At 65.2% G+C, this 20,240-nt stretch carries 21 protein-coding genes; 7 read left to right on the forward strand and 14 right to left on the reverse strand.

Features of this window, described 5'->3' with window-relative positions; all coding sequences use genetic code 11:
* Positions 1-540: SDR family oxidoreductase (locus ACQKPE_RS10520; protein ID WP_427665545.1), on the forward strand; the 540-nt coding region annotated here is incomplete at its 5' end.
* A 234-nt stretch (positions 541-774) separates the two neighbouring features.
* Complete coding sequence (locus ACQKPE_RS10525) at positions 775-1,473, forward strand: YoaK family protein (RefSeq protein WP_427665547.1); 699 nt, start codon at positions 775-777, stop codon at positions 1,471-1,473.
* Between the two features lies 1 nt (position 1,474).
* On the opposite strand, the gene ACQKPE_RS10530 is transcribed toward ACQKPE_RS10525, so the two are convergent.
* Entirely contained in the window at positions 1,475-1,825 is a 351-nt protein-coding gene (locus ACQKPE_RS10530) for a hypothetical protein (protein WP_427665549.1), read from the reverse strand.
* Positions 1,826-1,940: 115 nt separating this feature from the next.
* On the opposite strand from ACQKPE_RS10530, the gene ACQKPE_RS10535 reads away from it, so the two are divergent.
* Complete coding sequence (locus ACQKPE_RS10535) at positions 1,941-2,231, forward strand: RcnB family protein (RefSeq protein WP_427665550.1); 291 nt, start codon at positions 1,941-1,943, stop codon at positions 2,229-2,231.
* Between the two features lie 7 nt (positions 2,232-2,238).
* On the opposite strand, the gene ACQKPE_RS10540 is transcribed toward ACQKPE_RS10535, so the two are convergent.
* Complete coding sequence (locus ACQKPE_RS10540) at positions 2,239-3,399, reverse strand: diguanylate cyclase (protein ID WP_427665552.1); 1,161 nt, start codon at positions 3,397-3,399, stop codon at positions 2,239-2,241.
* Between the two features lie 228 nt (positions 3,400-3,627).
* Between ACQKPE_RS10540 and ACQKPE_RS10545 the strand changes: the two genes are divergently transcribed.
* The 3 genes from ACQKPE_RS10545 (at position 3,628) to ACQKPE_RS10555 (ending at position 7,566) form a co-directional block, all read left to right on the forward strand.
* Positions 3,628-4,017 carry a glycine zipper domain-containing protein gene (locus ACQKPE_RS10545; protein WP_427665554.1) on the forward strand — a complete coding sequence of 130 codons (390 nt, stop codon included), beginning with the start codon at positions 3,628-3,630 and terminating at the stop codon, positions 4,015-4,017.
* 148 nt (positions 4,018-4,165) lie between these two features.
* Positions 4,166-5,995, forward strand: a complete 1,830-nt coding sequence (locus ACQKPE_RS10550) for an SLC13 family permease (protein WP_427665556.1) — start codon at positions 4,166-4,168, stop codon at positions 5,993-5,995.
* Positions 5,996-6,144: 149 nt separating this feature from the next.
* Positions 6,145-7,566, forward strand: a complete 1,422-nt coding sequence (locus ACQKPE_RS10555; protein ID WP_427665558.1) for a diguanylate cyclase — start codon at positions 6,145-6,147, stop codon at positions 7,564-7,566.
* Between the two features lie 135 nt (positions 7,567-7,701).
* On the opposite strand, the gene ACQKPE_RS10560 is transcribed toward ACQKPE_RS10555, so the two are convergent.
* The gene (locus ACQKPE_RS10560; protein ID WP_427665560.1) at positions 7,702-7,896 is read right to left on the reverse strand and encodes a hypothetical protein; all 195 of its coding nucleotides are present in this window, start codon (positions 7,894-7,896) and stop codon (positions 7,702-7,704) included.
* A gap of 391 nt (positions 7,897-8,287) precedes the next feature.
* A complete protein-coding gene (locus tag ACQKPE_RS10565) occupies positions 8,288-8,779 on the reverse strand; it encodes a GNAT family N-acetyltransferase (RefSeq protein ID WP_427665562.1) in 492 nt (163 codons plus the stop codon).
* Between the two features lie 186 nt (positions 8,780-8,965).
* On the opposite strand from ACQKPE_RS10565, the gene ACQKPE_RS10570 reads away from it, so the two are divergent.
* Positions 8,966-9,988 (forward strand): alpha/beta fold hydrolase, encoded by a 1,023-nt coding sequence (locus tag ACQKPE_RS10570; RefSeq protein WP_427665563.1) that lies wholly within the window; start codon positions 8,966-8,968, stop codon positions 9,986-9,988.
* Between the two features lie 52 nt (positions 9,989-10,040).
* Here the strand turns inward: ACQKPE_RS10570 and ACQKPE_RS10575 are convergent, their stop codons facing one another.
* Genes ACQKPE_RS10575 through ACQKPE_RS10620 form a run of 10 tightly spaced genes read right to left on the reverse strand, consistent with a single transcriptional unit; the run spans position 10,041 to position 20,088 of the window.
* Positions 10,041-10,994, reverse strand: coding sequence for a LysR family transcriptional regulator (locus tag ACQKPE_RS10575; protein WP_427665565.1), 954 nt, complete (start codon positions 10,992-10,994; stop codon positions 10,041-10,043).
* Positions 10,995-11,045: 51 nt separating this feature from the next.
* Positions 11,046-11,984, reverse strand: a complete 939-nt coding sequence (locus ACQKPE_RS10580) for a peptidylprolyl isomerase (protein WP_427665566.1) — start codon at positions 11,982-11,984, stop codon at positions 11,046-11,048.
* Complete coding sequence (locus tag ACQKPE_RS10585; RefSeq protein ID WP_427665568.1) at positions 11,981-12,445, reverse strand: YbjN domain-containing protein; 465 nt, start codon at positions 12,443-12,445, stop codon at positions 11,981-11,983. Before ACQKPE_RS10585 ends, ACQKPE_RS10580 begins: the two co-directional genes overlap by 4 nt.
* 27 nt (positions 12,446-12,472) lie before the next feature.
* Positions 12,473-13,123 carry a DNA repair protein gene (locus ACQKPE_RS10590; RefSeq protein WP_427665570.1) on the reverse strand — a complete coding sequence of 217 codons (651 nt, stop codon included), beginning with the start codon at positions 13,121-13,123 and terminating at the stop codon, positions 12,473-12,475.
* Positions 13,124-13,148: 25 nt separating this feature from the next.
* Positions 13,149-14,843 (reverse strand): putative porin, encoded by a 1,695-nt coding sequence (locus tag ACQKPE_RS10595; protein WP_427665572.1) that lies wholly within the window; start codon positions 14,841-14,843, stop codon positions 13,149-13,151.
* Positions 14,844-14,884: 41 nt separating this feature from the next.
* Positions 14,885-15,565 carry an energy transducer TonB gene (locus ACQKPE_RS10600; RefSeq protein ID WP_427665573.1) on the reverse strand — a complete coding sequence of 227 codons (681 nt, stop codon included), beginning with the start codon at positions 15,563-15,565 and terminating at the stop codon, positions 14,885-14,887.
* A 2-nt stretch (positions 15,566-15,567) separates the two neighbouring features.
* Positions 15,568-15,993: an ExbD/TolR family protein gene (locus ACQKPE_RS10605; RefSeq protein ID WP_427665575.1), complete on the reverse strand. Its 426-nt coding sequence runs from the start codon at positions 15,991-15,993 to the stop codon at positions 15,568-15,570.
* Between the two features lie 10 nt (positions 15,994-16,003).
* Positions 16,004-17,809, reverse strand: coding sequence for a DUF2341 domain-containing protein (locus ACQKPE_RS10610; protein ID WP_427665577.1), 1,806 nt, complete (start codon positions 17,807-17,809; stop codon positions 16,004-16,006).
* Between the two features lie 30 nt (positions 17,810-17,839).
* Entirely contained in the window at positions 17,840-19,432 is a 1,593-nt protein-coding gene (locus tag ACQKPE_RS10615) for a ShlB/FhaC/HecB family hemolysin secretion/activation protein (protein ID WP_427665579.1), read from the reverse strand.
* A gap of 44 nt (positions 19,433-19,476) precedes the next feature.
* On the reverse strand, positions 19,477-20,088 hold the full coding sequence (locus ACQKPE_RS10620) for a transposase (RefSeq protein ID WP_427665639.1): 612 nt from the start codon (positions 20,086-20,088) through the stop codon (positions 19,477-19,479).
* Positions 20,089-20,240: the final 152 nt, after the last annotated feature.

The raw sequence follows: 20,240 nt of genomic DNA on the forward strand, positions 1-20,240 counted from the left end.
GGCGAAGCGCCAGAGACCTTCAAATCGACCAGGAACATCGACATCCTGGTCAACAACGCCGCCACCAACCCGCAGTTCTGCAACGTGCTGGACACCGACCTGAGCGCCTTCCAGAAGACCGTGGATGTGAATATCCGCGGCTACTTCTTCATGTCGGTGGAAGCCGGCAAGCTGATGCGCGAACACGGCGGCGGCAGCATCATCAACGTGGCGTCGATCAATGGCGTATCGCCAGGGCTGTTCCAGGGCATCTACTCGGTGACCAAGGCGGCGGTGATCAACATGACCAAGGTGTTCGCCAAGGAATGCGCGCAGTTCGGCATCCGCTGCAACGCCCTGCTGCCGGGCCTGACCGACACCAAGTTCGCTTCGGCACTGGTGAAGAACGACGCCATCCTCAAGACGGCCCTACAGCAGATTCCCCTCAAGCGCGTGGCCGACCCCAGCGAAATGGCCGGCACGGTGCTGTACCTGGCCAGTGATGCCTCCAGCTACACCACGGGCACGGCAATCAATGTCGATGGTGGTTTCCTCTCCTGAGCACAGTACGCTCCTACAGGCCTGCGCCAGCAGTTCGGCCTACAACGACAGGCTCATGCTCACGCTCAGGTTGCGCGGCTCGCCCGGCATGTTCCGCGCCGCGTTGAAGCCGCGCTCGTAGTACTTTCGGTCGAACACGTTGTTTAGCCTTTAAGGCCGGAACATTCGTATGGATATACTCCAGCTTTCGCGCATGTTCATCGGAATGCGCTGAATTCACCTAAGGAGGCGTCGATGCTACCGGGAAGCCTGACGGGTCATGGCAAGCGGCAACTGCTCATCCAGCGCCGTGGCGCGGTGGGCCTGTACTTCGTCGCCGCCTTGTCGGTGCTCGCAGGCATGACCGATGCCATCGGCTTTCTGGCGACGGGCGATTTCGTGTCGTTCATGAGCGGCAATACCACACGCCTGGCCGCTTCGCTGGGCAGTGCCGAATGGGGGCCGGTGCTGCGCTTGGCGCTGGTCATCGTGGCCTTTGTCCTGGGCAATACCCTAGGGGTGATCGTCGCCGCCCGCAGCGGGCGCCGCCCCTGGCCCCTGCTTGGCCTGATCGCCGCCTTGCTGGCCTGTGCCGGGCTATTGCCTGAAGGCTGGCAACTGCCCGCGCTGCTGGCGGCGGTGATCGCCATGGGCATGATCAATGCGGTGGTCGAAGAGGTGAATGGCCTGCCCATCGGGCTGACCTACGTGACCGGCGCGCTGTCGCGCTTTGGCCGCGGCCTGGGGCGCACCCTGCTGGGCCAACAGCGCCTGGGCTGGCGCGTGCAACTGGTGCCTTGGTGCGGCATGTTGATCGGTGCAGTAGCCGGGGTACTGCTCGAACACTACTTCGGGCGCCCGGCACTGCTGGGCGGCGCGCTGCTGGCCCTGCTGCTGGCACTGGCCTCGCTGAAGATCCCGCGGCGCTGGCAGCTGCGCTACATGCCGCGTTGAATCACAGGCAGGTGGCGGCGGACGCCTTGCGGCGCAGGGCCATGCTGTCGTTCTTCTGCGCATAGTAGTCGACGCGGGTGCCGCCGCCCTGGGGGTAGACGTCGGCGAAGGACTCGGCCTCGCGGGTATACACGGTAAAGCCGCCCTGCTTGCGCGACTCGAGGTAGCCGCTGGCATCGACACCGAAGCTCGACTCTTCCTGCCAGCTGAACTGAATGCACTGGGCAACCCGCTCCACCGGCTTTTGCGAGTCCAGGCGCGCAGCCGGCTCGCCATTGCGCGCGGCCTCCATGTTCGATGACGCACACCCCACCAGCATCAGCGCTGCGGCCATCGGCAGAATCGCTCGCATGTTCCCTCCTCAAGGGCAAAAAAGAAGCGACTCTAGCACTGGCTGCCAGCCGAGTGAATTGTCTCGCGGTCGGCGCTGTCGCATGAAGTGCATGCCCTTCACGAGGAGACTCTGCATGAAACTGCGCCCACTGTTGTATGCCCTGCTGTTCACCCTGCCCCTGGCGGCTCACGCGGCCGAGTCGAGTGTCGAGAGCATCAAGTCGCCGCAAACCCACAACCGCGAGCTGCAAGTGGGTGACAAGGCGCCCGACCAGTACAAACGCGACGAACTGGCTATCCAGGACTGGCGCGCCAAAGGCCTACCGGCACCCGAGAAGGAGAGCCACTGGGTGAAGATGGGCAAGCATTACGTGCTGGTGCAGATCACCAACGGGGTGGTCCTGGCCATTCAGCCCGCGTCCTGACACGCCGCTAGGCCAGGCCTAGCTGCCCCGCCATACGCACCGCGTTGCGCCCCTGGGCCTTGGCCTGGTAAAGCGCCGCATCTGCCTGGGCGATCAGGCAGGCGGGGCTGTCATCAGGCCCCGGCACGCCGCACCACAGGCCCACGCTGAAACGCAGTTCGATATCCACCCCGGCATACCGCGCGGGGTTGCGGGCAATGGCCTCGCGCAGGTCGTGCAGGGCCTTCAAGGCACCCTCGCGGCCGGTGTGTGGCAACACCAACAGGAACTCCTCGCCCCCGTAGCGCCCCAGGCTGTCTTCCTGGCGCAGGCGCTGCTGCAACTGGCGCACGCAATGGCACAGTACCTCGTCGCCGGCCAGGTGGCCGTGCAGGTCGTTGATGCGTTTGAAGTGGTCGATGTCGATCATCGCCACCGCCAGGCTGGTCTGCTCCACCCGGGCGCGCTCCAGCTCCACGGCGAAGCGCTCGAGAATCGCCCGGCGGTTGCAGGTGCCGGTCAGCACATCGTGCCCGGCCAGGTGTTGCAGGCGCGACTCACTGCGCTCCTTGGCCATCAACACCAGGCCGATGGAATACATCATCACGGTGGCCGTGCCGATGCTCACCGAGATGGTCTGCTTGAGGTTGCTGGTGTCATAGCGCATTTCCACGGCAGTACCGGTCGCCACCGCCACCACACGCATGCCCAGCCCTACCAGGCTGATGCCCGCGCCGATCACCAGTAGCAAGTGCGCCCGCCCCCGGTGTTCGGCATGGCGCTGGGCCCAGTAGAGAATCAACGCGCACTGCGCCATCAACACCAGGGTCGCCAGCAACATGCGCGGTTCCAGGGTATCGAGCAGCAGCGCAAGGCCAGCCACCATCAACAGGGGAATGATGAAGATCCGCCGCCATGGCACCCGTTGTTCGCGAACACGAAACAGGCTGGCCGAATAGAACGCCAGCGCCAGCGACAGCAGGCTGTTGCCCAGCGCATAGCTGAGCCACAGCGGCATGTGGCCGTAGAGGGTGAAGCAGACGTACGCCAGGGCATGCGCGAGCAGGCCACAGCCGGTCAGCAACAAGTTGTCGCGGCGATTGAACTGGCCGACCAGCAACAGGCAGAAGGCCAGGATGGTCGCGACCAGCGCAACCGCCGCAAACAGCGTGGGTGTATGGGCGATCATTGTGATTCACCATATGGCAGGTGGCCATCTTGGTTGCGGCCTGGTGACAGTCTAGGTGCCCGTTGCACACCCGACCATGACCGAACGGGACAGAACAGCAGCCAGCAGGCACGCCGGTTTTCCCTGGCGTAACAATATTTTGCGTGGCGCGGAAACCAAATCGACCCTTTCCGGTCTCAGCAGGTGTCCCGTAAACCCCTGCATCTGCACTTCGAGGTTCATCACATCATGCGTCTGACTCTGCCTTCCCTCACCCTCGGCCTGTTGCTGTGCCAAGGGGCCTTCGCCGGTGACGGTACCGCAGCTATCGGTGGTGGCCTGGGCGGTGCCCTGGGCAACGTCGTCGGCAAGCAGATCATTGGTGGCAGCACCGGCGCGGCCATTGGCGCAGGCCTGGGTGGCGCAGCCGGCAGCGCGGTCGGCGCACGCAAGGGCAACCGCACTGAAGCGGCGATCGGCGGTGGCCTGGGTTCGGCGGGCGGCTCGCTGCTGGGCGGCAAGGTCGGTGGCTCCACCGGCTCGACCGTCGGTGCTGGCCTGGGCGGCGCGGCGGGCGGTGCCCTGGGTAACCACCTGGGTGACAATGACCGCAAGGGTCGCAAGCACCGCCGCCACTGATACCGCGTCGGCCTCTTCGCGGCCAGACCCGCGAAGAGGCCGCTACAGCCGCTACAGACTGCAAAACCCCTGCAACACATCAACGACGCCTTCATCTCGACCTGCCACACTACCCCGGTCGCCTCCCCGTGAAGGATCACCCTCCCCGATGTCCCACGACCTGCTCCTGGTCCTCGGCCTGCTGGCCGTCGTCATTACCCTGTTCGTCATCAATCGCCCGCGCATGGACGTGGTCGCCCTGCTGGTGATCCTGTTCCTGCCGCTGTCGGGCATTCTCACCGTGGAACAGGCCCTGGCCGGCTTCAGCGACCCCAACGTGGTGTTGATTGCCGCGCTGTTCGTCATCGGTGAAGGCCTGGTGCGCACCGGCATCGCGTATCGCATCGGCGAATGGATGAGCGAGCGCGCGGGAAACAGCGAGGCACGCCTGCTGGTGCTATTGATGGTCTCGGTGGCGTTGCTGGGGTCGGTGATGAGCTCCACGGGCGTGGTGGCGATCTTCATCCCGGTGGTGCTGAGCATCGCCGCGCGCCTGCAACTGTCGCCCAGTCGGCTGATGATGCCATTGAGCTTCGCCGGCCTGATCAGCGGCATGCTCAGCCTGGTGGCGACACCGCCCAACGTGGTGGTGCACAGCGAGTTGGTGCGCCATGGCCAGGAAGGTTTTGGCTTCTTCAGTTTCACCCCGTTCGGCCTGGTGGTGCTGGCCCTGGGCATCGGCTACATGCTGCTGACCCGCCACTGGCTCAATGGCGAGGTGCGCAAGGACGGCCGTGTGGAAAGCCGCCGCACCCTGCTCGACCTGGTGCTGGACTACAAACTCGCCGGCCGAGAACGGCGCCTGCGCATTCGTCCGCATTCGCCGCTGATCGGCCATACCCTCGGCGAGCTGGAGTTGCGCACCCGACATGGCGCCAATGTGGTGGGGATCGAGCGTCAGCACAAGTTCACCACAAGGGTGATCGCCGCCGATTCCGCCACGGTGTTGCAGCAAGACGACGTACTGCTGCTCGACCTGTTCGCCAACCGCGACGACCTGCGCAGCCTGTGCCAGGCCATGCAGCTCGAACCCCTGCATTTCAAGGCCGCCTATTTCATCGACCAGTCCCAGGAAGTGGGCATGGCGGAAATTTCCCTGCCGCCGGGCTCGCAACTGATCGGCAAAAGCATCCTGGAACTGGCCTTCCGTAGCCGCTACGGCCTCAACGTGGTGGGCCTGCGCCGTGAACAGGTAGCCATCGAGGAACAGCTGGTAGAGGAAAAGCTGCGCCTGGGCGACACCTTGCTGGTGGTCGGCCCATGGAAGGCGGTGCGCCAGTTGCAAGGCCAGCCGCGCGACTTCCTGGTGCTGAGCCTGCCAGCGGAAGTCGACCAAGTGGCACCGGCCCGCGCCCGTGCGCCCTATGCCTTGATCAGCCTGGCAGTCATGGTGGGGCTGATGGTCAGCGGTGCGGTGCCCAATGTCATCGCCGCACTGATCGGCTGCCTGCTGATGGGCGCCGGCCGCTGCATCGACATGAACAGCGCCTACCGCGCCATCCACTGGCAAAGCCTGGTGCTGATCGTCGGCATGCTGCCCTTCGCCCTGGCGCTGCAGAAGACCGGTGGTATCGACCTGGCGGTGAACGCCCTGGTGAACCTGCTGGGCGGTGCAGGCCCCAGCGCTATCCTGGCCTGCCTGTTCGCCCTCACTGCACTGATCGGCCTGTTCATCTCCAACACCGCCACGGCGGTGCTGATGGCCCCCGTGGCGATCAGCACCGCACAACAACTGGGCATGTCGCCCTACCCCTTTGCCATGACCGTGGCCCTGGCGGCATCGGCGGCGTTCATGACGCCAGTATCGTCGCCGGTCAACACCCTGGTATTGGGGCCGGGACAGTACCGCTTCGCCGATTTCGTGAAAATCGGCGTGCCCTTCACGCTGCTGGTGATGGGGGTCAGCGTGGTGATGGTGCCCTGGTTCTTCGGGCTGTAGCACGATGCGGGGAAACTGGCGCCAAAAACACCCTATTGGCGATGATCGGCCGCAAATAATATCTAATTGACATCAATTGGCCGACTGCAACACACTTGCGCCACTGTGGTCCAGGTGCCTACCGCTGTCGTCCTGGTTTTCCTCTGCGCTTGTCGGTCGAGCTCATGGTGTTTCCAGCCCAATCGCGACTGTTTCCTCCGCTTCTGCTGTTCGGCCTGACCCTGGCCCTGACACTGGGCGGCATTTTTGCGCGGCCTATCGAGTCGCTGTCGCTGTTCTGGCCGGTCAATGCGGTACTCGCCGGCCTGCTGCTACGCCAGCCGCGCCTGGCCAGCGTGCCGGGTTTCAGCCTGATGTACCTGGCCATGGTCAGCGCCGACCTGGTTACCGGCAGTGCCTGGCTGCCCGCGCTGTGGTTCAACCTGTGCAACCTGGGCGCCGTCGTCACCATCTGGCGCCTGCTGGCCCGCCTGCCCCGCCAACACCGGCGCCTGCGCACCCCCCATGGTGTACTGCGCCTGTTCGCCGCCTGTGCGGCCGCTGGCGCAGTGGCGGCAAGCCTGGCCTGCCTGGTGGCCACGCCGTGGTTCGACCAGTCGTTGCAGGCCACCTGGCTGGCCTGGTTCAGCGAACAGTTCTCCACCAGCGTGCTGGTACTGCCCATCCTCCTCACCGCCCCCTCGCCACGCGCCTGGCGGCGCGGCGCCAGCCAACGCGTTCGCCTGGCCCCCTTGCTGGTGCTGCTGGCCTCCCTGGTGGTGAGCCTGCTCTTTGGCGGCCCCGGGGCAATCGCCTTCCCGGTGTCGGCGCTGCTGTGGTGTGCGCTGAGCTATTCACCGTTCCTGCTGTCGCTGCTGACCCTTACCGCGGGCAGCACGCTGATCGTCGCCGTGGCGCAGAACCTGATGCATTTCAGCGTGCCGCAGAGCGAGGCCGGGGTAAGCGCGCTGATGTCCGCACGCCTGGGCATCGCCATGCTGGTGCTCGGCCCGCTGGTGCTGGCCTGTATCAACAGCGCCAACCGCAGCCTGCTGACACGCCTGGCGCACCAGGCAACCATCGACCACCTCACCGGTGCCATGACCCGCAGTGCCTTCACCCAGCAGGCCGGCGCCCTGCTCGATCGGCGCCAGCGCCTGGCGCCGGGCGTGCCGCTGACCCTGATGATGCTCGACATCGATCACTTCAAGGCGATCAACGACCAGCACGGCCATGCCGTCGGCGACCAGGTGCTGCGCCAGTTCGCCCGCACCGTGCAGGAGAACCTGCACGAAAGCGAGCTGTTCGCCCGGTTGGGCGGCGAGGAGTTCGTCATCGTGCTGCCGGGGCTGGCCGTCGAGCAGTCGGGTTTCACCGCCGAGCGCCTGCGCCGCGCGGTGCAGGACATGCAGGTGATGCACGAGGAACAACCGCTGCGTATCACCGTCAGTATTGGCGTGGCAGGCTGCGCCGCGCAAAGCACACGCAGCCTGGATACATTGCTGGCCGATGCCGACCAGGCGCTCTACCGCGCCAAGGCGCATGGCCGCAACCGCGTGGAGCAGGCCAAGAGCCAGCGTCAGGTTATCTGAGCCTGCCGGCATTGCTCAGGCGCTGTACAAATTCTGCTCAATTTAACAAAGGCCGCTACAGGCCTGGCTTGTAGCGTTTTATCCACAGACCTACCCACGTTTTTTGTGGACAGTTTTCCCAGTGCGGATAACGACTTATCTCACACGCAGCAGCGCAGCATTCGCCAACCTGACCAGTTCTACCCACTCCTGCGCGCTGATCACCCCGGAACGCTCCAACTGCTCGGCGCACTGCAACGCCTGGTCGTACTCGCGCTCCCCCAGCACCTGCGCCTCGAGAAAACGCCCGCGCCACTCCAACATCGCTGCGGGGCCCTTCTTGCATTCCATGTACGACTCCAAGGCAAATGAACGCCCACGCCAGCGGGCCCTGTTAATGGCGGCGGGAGATTACCTGAGCGGTTTGTATTTGAGAATCACTTGCACGCACCGTTGATCCGGTGCGCGCCGTGCGGCCACAAACGCCTCGAGCCCGTCTCGCAGGTAGACAGGCTGGGGGGAAGCGTAGAGAAAAGAAGGTGCGATCAACCCGGCGGGATAGTGCCCAGCAGGCCAACCAGCAGTGTCACCAGCAGAAAACCACCCAGGAACAGCGAGAGCTTGCCCATCCGAACCTCCACAGTGTGTTGACGGTACGGGGTTATTGTCCGCCTCGTACTGATACGGTTACAGATTCAGGTTGGCGATAAAAAACCGTATCAGATGGGTTCGCCGACAATCCTCACAGATCCATCACCATCTCGTGCCACGCCATGCCGCCATGGTCGGATGCCGAAGGTTGCACGTAGCGGTAGCCCATCTTCTCGTAAAGCCCCACGTGCCGGTCCTTGCACATCAGGTGGATGGTCGCCTTGCCGCGCTCACGCATCTGCGCCACGAAGCGCGCCATCAACTGCGCCGAGTAGCCCTTGCCCTGGAACGCCGGGTCCACCACCACCGACATGATCACCACGTTCGGCGCCTGGGCGTCATGCCCGACCAGTTCCTTGAAGGCTTCATCGGACATCACCACGTCGTGGGCGCAGCCACTATTGATAAAGCCAACCACCCGCCCGTCCAACTCCAGCACCAGAAAGCCCTCGGGGTACTGGGCGATGCGCAAGGCGATCTTTTCCTGGGTGGCCGCTTCGTCGCCTTCGTAGGCCGTGGTTTCGATCTGGTAGCAACGTTCTGCGTCTTGGGCAGTGGCGGCGCGGAAGATTGGGTTGCTCATGGTTAATCCGTGGTTAAGGTGAACGCGGCATGCTAGCGGATTTTCTTGCGGCTGGCGTTTGTATCTGAATGTGTAGGAAGCGTCGATCGACACGCAGGAAAACACACCGCAACCAAGCCGACACATTGGCGATACAGCCAACCGCTCTACTGACGCCACCCCAGCAGCCCTACCGGAGACCGTCAGATGCCCCACCTTTTCAAACCCTCGGCATTGCTCGCCTGCATGCTTGTACCGTTGGGCCTGTTGGCCAGCAGTATTACCAATGCCGCAAGCGCCCCGGAGAAAACCGCCCAGGTGGCTGCCACCAAGGCCTTCGGCCCGCTCAAGCACATCGAGGCCGGTGAATTGAACGTCGCCTACGTCGAGCAAGGCCCGGCCGATGGCCCGGTGGTGATCCTGCTGCACGGCTGGCCCTACGACATCCACAGCTACGAGGAAGTGGCCCCAATGCTGGCCGCGCAAGGTTACCGGGTGCTGGTGCCGTCCATCCGCGGCTACGGCGAAACCCGCTTCCTCTCTGACAAGACGCCACGCAACGCCCAGCCTGCCGCGCTGGCCAGCGACGTAATCGCCTTCATGGATGCCCTGCACGTGCAACGTGCCGTGTTGGCAGGCTTCGACTGGGGCGCACGCTCGGCAGACATCGTCGCGGCCCTGTGGCCGGAGCGGGTCAAGGCGCTGGTGGCGGTCAGCGGCTACCTGATCAGCAGCCAGGAGGCCGCCAGGGCGCCGCTGCCGCCGAGTGCCGAGCTGCAATGGTGGTACCAGTACTACTTCGCTACCGAGCGCGGCCGCGCGGGCTATGAAAAGAACCGCCATGAATTCGCCAAGTTGATCTGGCAGCTCGCCTCGCCCAAATGGGCCTTCGACGACGCCACCTTCGAGCGCAGCGTCAAAGGCCTGGACAACCCTGACCAGGTAGCGATCACCGTGCACAACTACCGCTGGCGCCTGGGCCTGGCCCAGGGCGAGGCCAAGTACGACGCGCTTGAAGCCAGGCTGGCCACCTTCCCCAGCATCAGCGTGCCGACCATCACCATCGAAGGCGACGCCAACGGCGCCCCGCACCCGCCGGCCGATGCCTATGCCAAGCGCTTCACCGGCAAGTATGAACACCGGGTGTTCAACGGCGGCATTGGGCACAACCCGCCGCATGAAGCGCCGACGGCCTTCGTCAAGGCAGTGATCGACGCGGATAACCTCTGAAAACCTGCAGCCATAGGCCCGGCGCATACCTGCACCGGGCCTATGGCTGGGTTCAGAGCCAATCCCGACGTTCGATGAACGCCGACCGAATCGCTACCATCAGCGCCTGCACCAACGGCAACTGTGCCGAACGCGTATTCACCGCCAGCCACACCCCCCGCTCCATCGGAACATCCAGCAAACCCGGCAAGGCCATCAAGCTGCGGTCGAGCTGCTCGGCGTACAGCGGCAGCAAGCCGATCGAGGCGCTGCAGCGGATCGTTTGTAGGAAAAGCTCATAACCGGCCAGTTCCGTCAGCCCAGTGTCGCGTGCAGCCAGCAGGCGGTGCCAGGGGGCCAATGCGGGCACCTGGGCATCGCCCGCCCACTGCACCAGCATGTAGTCCTGCAAGGCTTCGTGGCTGGTGGGTCGGTTGATCTCGCGGCAATAACGCTTGGCGATATAAGGTTGGTAGCCCAGCACCGCCAGGCACTCAGGGGTGTCGCAGGCAAAGGCCAGTGCCGGGCACTGCATGGCATCGTCGGCCAGACGCAGTTGCAGGTCGGTCTTGCGATCGGCAATGCTCACCAGTTCCAGGCGAACCCTGGCATGCTGGCGGATGAACGCCATCAGGTTGCGCCCCAGGATGTCGTGCAACAGCGGCTCGCAGACTGCAACGCGCAAGCGTGGGGTAGCAGCGCCTGAAACCGATTCGGTGAGCTGGTGCGCCTCGCGGCCCTGTAACAGGCGTTGTAACCGCATACCTTCATGGCTCAAGGCCACACCATGATCGCTGCTGACGAACAGCACCGTACCCAAGATGGTTTCGAGCCGGGACAGCTTCTTGCGTAGCACCGGGGCCGCCAGGTTAAGGCTGCGTGCCGCCTGCATGAAGCACCCACAACGCGCAGCGGCCAGGAAGCAGGCCAGTGCTTGCCGGTCGTGAACACGCTCCAGGTCCAACACCTGGCCACCCTGCTTACGCCCCTCGACACTGGGGTATCCGGCTATCTCTAACATTGGCATCCCTGCCTCCTTGCCAAGCGCTTTGGCTTGGCGCTCCATGGTTCACACCAATCAGTGTTTCGCCTCGCTGACCTGGCGCAAGGCCGCACCATCGATGCTTAGCGTGGCCAAATCGAACAACCCCTCGACATAGGCCTTGGCCACCTGTTCCTGGCGCTGGGCACGTAGCGCTGCGCGCAGGCGAGGCGATACTTCTTCCAGGGTCGCGAGCCGGGCGGGTTGCTGCTCGGTCAACTTCACCACGTGAAAGCCGGCCTCGCTGCGCAGCGGCTCGCTGACCTCACCAAGCGCCAGCTTCTGCACCGCAGGGCGTATCGCCGGAAGCAATTGCGCCAGCGGCTGCAAACCGGTGTCGCCGGGGGCGCCGTCCTGGGAGAACTCGCGCGCCAGGGCGGCGAAGTCGCTGCCCGGGGCTTGTGCCCGCTTGCTCAGCAACTGGGCCTGGCGGCGTACTGCCTCGACGCTCTGGGCATCGGGCACGGCCAGGAAGATCTGGCTCAGGCGGTAGCTGGCAGGCAACTGCAACTCGGGTTTGGCGGCCTCGTAGGCCTGCCTGAGGGCGTCCGGGCCGGGGTAGTCCTGCGGCACCTGGCTGACCGAGGCCAGGTAATCGCGCAGGATGATCTGCTCGATGGCTACGCGGGTCTGGCGCATGATTTCCGGGCGCTGCCCCCAGCCTTGCGCCTCGGCCTGCTGGTACAGCGCCTTCTCGGCCAGGCGCGAGCGAATCCAGCCTTCCAGCGCCTGGCGGTCGCCACGTAACTGCTGGGCATTGGCCACTGGCAATTCGGCAAGCGCCGCCTGAAGCTCCTCGACGCTCAGTTGCTGCTCCCCCAAGCGCGCCAACACTGTGCCGGTTGCGGCCTGCACCACAGGTTGCGGTTCGCGGCTGGCGGCCACCGGCTCGCTGCCCGGGCGCAGCGCCAAGCCAATGGCCAAGCCCAGCAACGCCAGGGCTCCGCCGCCTACCCACAGACGACGGCGGCTCACGAAACGGCCTCCACCTGCTCGGCCTGGGCGGGTTGCGTTTCGGCTTGCTGGCGGCTGAAATCGCGCAGGTAGGCGATGAACTCCTGCAACAGGCGGTCCCACAACAGCAGGTTGCCGAGCAGGTGTTTTTCGCTCACGCCGTCGGCGACCTGCACATCCATTTCCATCACCAGAAACTCGCCCTGGCACGACAGGCGCGCGAAGCGGCGCGACTGGTTCCAGCGCTCCACCAGGCCTTGCGGCAGCTCACCCTGGATACGCAGGGCGCAGCTGAAGGTGAAGTCCAGGTAGTGGTCCTGTTCTGCGGCCGCATTGCCCAGGCGCACGGCAAAGCCGATGCCTTGGCTGGCGCTGAGCAGTTGCACCAGGTCGTTCTGCTCGCTGCGGTTGACCCGCAGGCCAGCATCCTGCATCAGCGTGGTCAGGGTTTGCAGGGTTACGCTTTCGATCATTGCGCTCATGGGTGTCGCTCCTTGTACTGTGTGCAGTCAGTTCGCCGCCTTGGACGGGGCGGCATCGAATTGGGTCTGGTAGAGCTGGTCGCCGTAGGCCTGGGCCATTTCCTCGAACTTGACCCGGGCGCTGCCGGCGAACGGCTGGCGCATCTTCATCACGTCGGCCACATCGACCTTCTCGTAGGCTTCGAGAATCTGCTTGGCCACGCCATACATCTGCTGGTTTTTCTCGGTGCACTGCTGCACCTGGCTTTCGCGCTGGCCCAAGGTGCTGGCCAGGGCGGCGCGCTCGGTTTCCTTGGCGCGCGCCATGCCCAGCAGCTCGTCGTAGGCTTGCTTGTACTTGCCCAACTGCTCGTTGCTGCTGGCCACCAGCGCCTGGGCCTGGCTGTGCAATGCCTGCTGCTGGCCGGCCAATTGCTCGGCCTGGCCGCGGGCCTGGGCAAGCTCCACGGTCAATTGCTTGACCTGGGCTTGGGCGGCGTCACGCGCCTGCTCCACGCTCTGGCGCTCGGCAGTGGCCCGCGCCTGTTCGCTTTGCAAGGCCTGCAACTGCTGGGTGGTGCTACGCAACTGGGCGCGCAGGCGCTCCTCGAGGGTTTCGGCCGAAGCGTGCGAGGCCAGGCTCACGCCCAGCGCCAACAGCAGGTAGCCACTCCAGGCGCGGTAGGCTCGCTTGTTCATCGTCGGTCTCCTGATCCTGCGCCTGCTAGAAGCGCGTGTTGAGTTCGAGTTGCAGCACATCGATGTCGTACGGCGCGCCCTTGACGGTCTCCGAGCTCAGCCAGCGGGCCGTGGCGACGATGTTCTTCTCGATGCCGTAGTTGGCCCCGAGCACATAACCCTTGGCGTTGGTGCCGCCGAGGTGGAAGGTCGAGTCGTTGAAACCATCGGGCATTGCGTCGGGCTCGATGTAGCGGTAGCCGGCGAACAGGTTCCAGTCGCCTCGCTTGCTCATGTCCAGGGCGCTACCCAGGGTGAACTGCAGCATCCAGGCATCGCCGCCGCTGTCGATGTTGCCGTTGTTGTCGAGGTTGTTGGCCAACTGCCCTGCCGAGCGCTTGCGCATCTCGCCTTCGTCGTAGGCCAGGTTGTGGATGAAGTTGGCGTGGCTGCGCAGCTTCATGTCGCCTGGCAGCGCGGTGTCCCAGATCAGGTTCAGGTCCAGCAGGTCGAACTCCGAGGCCAGGCCCACATACTGCGGCTGTGCGGTCTGCGCCGGGTTGGCCGGGTTGAGGGTGATGTCGCGCAGCAGGAACAGCGTGTTGCCCTTCTGCATGAAAGTCGGGCGGCTGCCATCGGTGTCGCAACCGGGGTCACCGGCCCATGGCGCGCATGGCGAGGAACGCTGCCCGGCGATGTCGTCGAAGCGGTAGTAGGCCAGCGCGCCGGTCAGGCGGTTGCTGTCGTCGAGCTGCCACTTGCTGCCCAACTGGGCGCCGTACAACCACTTGTTCTCGCTCTCTTCCTTGTCGAAACCATTGCTGGTGGCGCTGTCCTCGGTGTACTCGACCGGGAACGCACCGACCGTCCCGAACAGGCTCAGGCCGTTGTCCAGCGGCTGGTCGAAGATCGCCGCCACCCCGTCGAAGTTGAGGTCGTTGGAGTACAGCATGTCGGTGGACAGGAACGGGTTGGCGATACGCCCGCCGGTCAGGGTCAGGCGCGAGTCGGGCTTCCAGGTCAGGTAGCCACGGTCGAGCCAGATGTCTTTCTTGCCGAAGCCGCCGCCCAGGGTCTGGGTGGTGGATACCGGGTTGTCGTCGCTGCCGGTACCGATGCGGATGCCCGCCGTCCAGGTCGGCGACAGCACTGCGGTGAGGCCGAAGCGGGCGCGCAGGCGCAACAGGTTGTCGCGCTCCTCGCGGGTGTTGAGCAGCGGCGGCAGTGAGCGGCTGGTATTGGGGTTGACGTCGTAGGGGCCTCTGTCGTTGAGCCTGGCGAAGTCGATGATCTCGTTGCTGTTGCCACTGTCGAAGTAGCGCGACTCGCCGCGCAGGCGCACGTCGCCGTCGAAGGTGATGCGCGAGGCCCAGTCCGGGAAGGTGTTCGGTGCTGCCCAATTCTCTTGCTTGGCGGTGCTCATGACCTCGGCCTTGATCTCGTCGCGGATCTGCTGGCGAACGATGGCAGGGACATATTGCACGCGTACTTCACCATTGGCCGCTGGCACCGCCGCGACGCTGGCGCGGGCTTGCTGGGCCTCGGCCTCGGCCTGCTGGATCAGCGCGTTGGCATGGTCCTGCTTGAGTACCCCTTGCTCCACCAGCAGGCGAATCAGGTTGGCGGTGGCGTTCGGCGATGGCGCCGCACTCACTGCCGGGGCTTGCGCCAGGGCCTGGCCGACCGTCGCACCGAGCGTCAGGCCGATCGCCAGGGTCAGGCGGTTTACTGTGCACTTCATGGGTTTACCGCTCCTAAAGGTCAGTCGTGCATTCACGTTTGTCATGGCCTGCGCCCTTGCAGCGCGATACGCACCGGCAGGTTCAGGGTGGCCGGCGGGCGTTGCTGCAAGGCCGGGGCGTTGCGCAGGGCGGCGAGCACCTGGGCGTCGACGTCGGCGTCGCCGCTGGAGCGCACCAGCTCGACGCGGGTGATCTCCCCCGCCGCGCTCAGCCACACATCGCCCTGCAGGTTGAAGGTCAGGTTGCGCAGCTCAGGGTTGTCGCGCAGCAGCTTCTGGAACGCGTAGGCCAGGAACTGGCTGTAGGTGCCATTGCCCAGGCCGCCCCCGCCCCCGGCCATACCGCCGCCCTTGCCGGCGCCGACGTTGAAGGCATCGCCACCGGCTTGCGCATCGCCATCGATCTGCATCGGGTTGGCCAGGTCGTCGGCCGGGCTGGGCGGCGCTTCCTCGGCCGGCTTGACCTCCTCGGCCTCAGGCACCGGCTCCGACTCGACGATCTTTTCCTCCACCGGCGGCTCCGGCTCCTTGGGCGGCTCCGGTGGTGGCGGTGGCGGAGGCGGCGGCAGCGGGATGATCGCCGGGATCTTCGGCGCTTCGCGGCGCACGCCACTCATGTCGTTGGCCCACTGCCAGAGCCACCAGGCAGCGACCACGCCAAGCACGGCCAGGGCTGCCCAGGTCAACAGGCGACGGGTATCGGGCTTCTGCTTCATGGGCATCCTCAACCCTGGTTCGGCTTGCCGGTCACCAGCCCGACCTGGGCCAGCTCCAGCCTGCGCAGCAGGTCGAGCACCTCGACCACCTTCTGGTACTGCACGCCGGCATCGCCACGCACGATCAGTGGGAAGTCCGGGTTGCGCGCCTTCTCGCTGCGCAGGCGGTCTTCCAGCTCGGCCAAGGTCACCGGGTAGGCATCGAGAAACACCTGGCCGGCATCGTTGATCGAGATCGCCTTGGTCTTGGGCTGGGCCAGCGACACCGAGGCACTGGCCTTGGGCAGCTGTACCTGGATGCCGGACACCTGGGCGGTGGCGGTGAGGATGAACATCACCAGCACCACCATCAGCACATCCACCAGCGGGGTGATGTTGATGCTGTCGACGGCGCCGTCGTCTTCGTCATCGTGGCTCGCGTTCACGCCTGCCATGGTCTGATCCTCAAGCCGGAATGGTCGGGGTGGCGGCGTGGCCGGCACGACGATGGCTGGCTTCACCGGCCTGGCCTTCGCCATGCAGCTCGGCCAGGCGGGTGATGAACTCGTCGACGAACACCCGCATGTCGGCGCTGACCTCCTTGTTGCGGGTGATCAGGCGGTTGTAGCCAAACAGCGCGGGGATCGCGACGAACAGGCCCATGGCGGTGGCCAGCAAGGCAGCGGCCATGCCCGGGGCGATGGCGTTGATGTTGACGTCGCCGGCCATGGCGGTGCCGAGGAACACCACCATGATCCCCAGCACCGTGCCGAGCAGGCCGATGTACGGGCCGCCGGCGATGGCGTTGGATAGGCTCGACAGCTTGCTGCCCAGGGCCTGGTTCTCACGGGTGCGCACGCCATCCATCGAGCAGCGGATGGCCTCGATGGTGGCCGCCGAGACCATCGAGGTGTCGGCGCCCTGGGCGCGGCGGGTGCGAATTTCCTTCACCGCCACCATGTACAGGCGCCACAGCGGCGAGTGGGTCATGCGCTCGGCCAGGGCACTGTCGTCGGCGTACATTTCCAGGCGCGTGCCGACCTCGGCGAAGGCTTCGCGAAAGCGCAGGTTGGCCTCGCTCACGCGGTTGAGCATGCGGTTCTTGCGCAGCATGATCACCCACGACTGGACCATCATCAGCACCAGCACGGCGATGATGATCCAGGCATCGAGCGGCACAGCGTTGAGCAGGAAGCCCAGGCTGCCGAAACCGAAACCCGACTGTTCTTCATCGACGCCATACACCACCAGGCGCGACTCGGCGCCCTGGGTCATCACGTCGGCCTGCAAGGCAGGCACGCTGCGTGCCACACGCGACAGGCGTAGCTCGTCCAAGGCCCCGTGCAATACCTGGTAAGGGCTGGCGGCATCGCTTGCCACGACCGGCAGCGGACCACCGATCGCGATCGGCCCGGCGAATGCAGGCAGGCTCGCAGCCAGGTTGGCCAGCTCGCGGCCTTCGACCAGCAGGCTGAGACGGCCCGCTTCGGCGACCAGCGCCAGGTGCTGCCACTGGCCAGCCACCAAGGCCTGCGGGGCGTTGGCCCGTTGGCCGTTGAGTTCGATGAACGGCACGCCTTGGTTGAGGCCCAGCAGCAGACGCTGCTCGCCCTCGAGGCGTTCGAGCAGCAGCTGCTCACCGCTGGCCTGGTCCTGGCGCACCCAGGCGCTGACAGTCATCACGCCACCGGCGGCCCATTGCAGGGCCGGGTTGGCGGCCAGTTGCAGCGGTTGTGCGGTGAACTGGATGGCGCGGCCGATCACCCCGTCGATCACCGCGACACTGCCTTGCAGGCTGTTGCCGTAGGGGCTGGCGTCCCGGGGCGTGGCGCCATCGAAGTGGAACAGCGCGGTGAAGTCGGCGTCGAACACCGGCTGGCCATCGGCCGGCTGGGCCTTGGCGTTGCCGTAGTACATCCACAGGTCCTGGCGGGCACCGGCTTCGATGCGCGGCACGTCCACCCAGACCTGGGCGATGCCCATCAGCGGGTCGAAGCTTTCGATCCGGTGGTTGAGCACGGTCTTGTCGTCGGCGCTGACGAAGCGCAGGTCACTGCCGTCTTCCTGGACCCCGTCGAAGGTAAAGTTGCCGGTGTGCAGGCGCACCAGCACCGGGGTGCGGCCCAGCGCCTGGGTCAGCGCGGCGCCCTGCGGGGTGGTGTCCACGGAAATCTGCTTGCGGTACTGCCAGTCGTCCTGCCACCAGGCGCTGGCGCTGCCCGGCAGGGCAAAGCCCAGGCAGATGAGCAGGGTCAAGATGAGGCGTTGCATGGAATGTCTCCAGGGTCGATGCCGGTCGGGTCAGAAGGTTGCCTGTACGCTGAAGTGCAGACGCGAGTCGTTCTTGTCGGTGTTCGGGCCGTCCTTGAGCGGCACGGCCCAATCCAGGCTGCCGGACAACCAATCGTTGAGGGTGGCGCGGGTGCCGATGCCCACGCTGGCCAGGCTGAACTGGTCCTCCTGCTCGGGCAGCGGGTCGGTCAGTGTCAGGTGCGCGCCTTCGGCGAACAGGTAGAAGCGCCAGTCGCTCAGGGCGCTGTGAACGTAGGGCCCGAGCGACGGCGTACGCAGTTCCTGGGAGAACAGCCAGCCTTCGTCGCCGGTGCGTTCGGCGGCCAGGTAGCCGCGCACCGAAGTGCCGCCGCCGGCGGAGAACTGTTCGTTGGAAACCAGGGCGCCGGAGGCCAGTTGGAAGCCGAACTTCGAGGCGCTCTGCCAATGGCCGGCGAAGTCGAAGGTGTAGCTGGTGTCGCCCTTGAGGACGAGGAAGCTGGGGTCGGCCTGGTAGCGTTTGTAGTCGAACGCTTCTTCATCGCTGCCGTAGCCGAACAGCCGCCGGGTGCCGGCCACCAGGCTTAGGCCCAGGCTCCACTGCGACGCTTCGGTGTAGCGGTAGCCGTTGTAGCCCAGGGTGATCGGTGCGTACTTGAGCGGCACGCTGTCCTGGTCCCCGCCGAAGCTCAGTTGCTCGTCGAAGTCCTTGAAGTCGATGCCGGCGCTGTACGAATGCGCCCAGCTGCCGGTGCTCGGCACCGTGTAGATCGCCGAGATGCCGTAGGACTGGCCCTTGCCCAGCACGTTGCTGCCGCCGACCGTGGCCACGTCGCTGTCGGACTTGAACGCGGTCAGCTGCACGCTCCAGCGGTCGTTCAGCGGCGCGCTGTAGGAGCCCGACCAGACCTCGCTGTTCTGCCGGTCCTGGGGCGCGGTGAACCAGGTCAGCGAGATCGCGTGGCCCAGCTGCCAGAGGTTGTTGTAGCCCAGGGTGGCGACGCTGCGCAGTTTCTCGGTGTCGGCGCTGTAGTCGTTGTTCAGGCCCAGGCTCAGGCTCCAGGGCTGCTTGTCTTCGACCTGCAAGTCCACATCCAGGGTGCCGGGGCGCTGGCCCTCACGCACCATCGGCATGACCTGGCGGCCCGGGTTGCGGTTGAGCGCGCCCAGTTGCTCTTGAACCTCGGCGAAGTCCGGCACCTGTCCTTCGGTGAGCGCCGGCACCTGCTCGCGAATTTCCACTGGCGAATAGTGCTTGGCGCCGACCACACGCACGCGGCCGACCTTGGTTTCACTGACTTGCAAGTAGACGATGCCGCCCTCGACCTTCTGCTCAGGCAACTCGACGAACACCGACTGGTAGCCCTGCTGCTGATAGCGCTGTTGCAGGGCTTCGCGGGCACCTTCAAGGTCGGCGAGGGTTTTCTGCGGGCCAAGGAACGGGTACACCGCCTCCTCGATCGTCTGCGCGTCGAGCACCGTATTGCCACGTACCACGTACTCGTTGATGTCGACCCGACGTACCGTTTCGGCCGCCGTCGGGTCGGCCAGTGCCATGGCACTGACCAAGCTCAACAACAGCCCAGCGCATGCGCTATGCCGTTTAAAAAACAAATGCTCCACACCGCCCCCTAGTTCCAGGATTGCGTTTGGCCGAGCGGCCATGATCAAGATGGGTTGTTTTGTGTACAGGCCTGGCCTGAGTGCTTGGCCAGCCAGCTGTGCAGCAAGGCCAGGTTGAGGCTGAATTCCGGCATCTGCGCCAAGGCGCCGCTGCACACGTCGTTGACGATGCGTTCGAGCAGGCACATGGCCGGCTCGCTGCCCAGCAGCACGCTGATGTCCTGGCTGAACTGGCTGAACGGCCACACCCGGGTTTTCAGCTCCAGGCCGACGAACCAGCGAAACAGCAGGTTGTAGTTGAGCTGTTCGTAGAGCTGCTTTTCACTGGGTACTGCGTACAGCAGTTGCAGCAGCAACAACTGCATCAGGGCGTGGGGCGTGAAGTGCATGGCATGCTGCTCAGCCAGCCCTACCAGCAGGCCACGTTCGGCCTCGAGCAGCGCCTCGACCTTGGGCTTGAGCAGGACCAGGGAGTGGCCGGGGGGGATGCAACTGTCGGCGGCCTTGAGGGCGCTCTGCCAATCATCCTGGGAGACGATCCAGACCCAGGGTGCACCGTAGCGGTACACCGACACCGGGCGCTTGCGTGCGGCTTCGACGATCTTGGCCAGGCGCTGGTCCAGCTCCTGCATACCCACTTTCGCGTAGCGTTCCATAGACCCCATTGCTCCACTCCTTTCGGCCCTTGAGCGGCTGCTCGAGGACTGCACATTCCGAAGACGGGGGTGGCGCATTGCTACCGAACTTTTGTCACGAAAGCTTCATCACGAAATTGGTCGCCAGGTACCCCACCGGTTTGAAGAACGAC

Origin of the sequence: Pseudomonas sp. NPDC089554 (assembly GCF_050280645.1) — a bacterium.
Taxonomy (GTDB): Bacteria; Pseudomonadota; Gammaproteobacteria; order Pseudomonadales; family Pseudomonadaceae; genus Aquipseudomonas.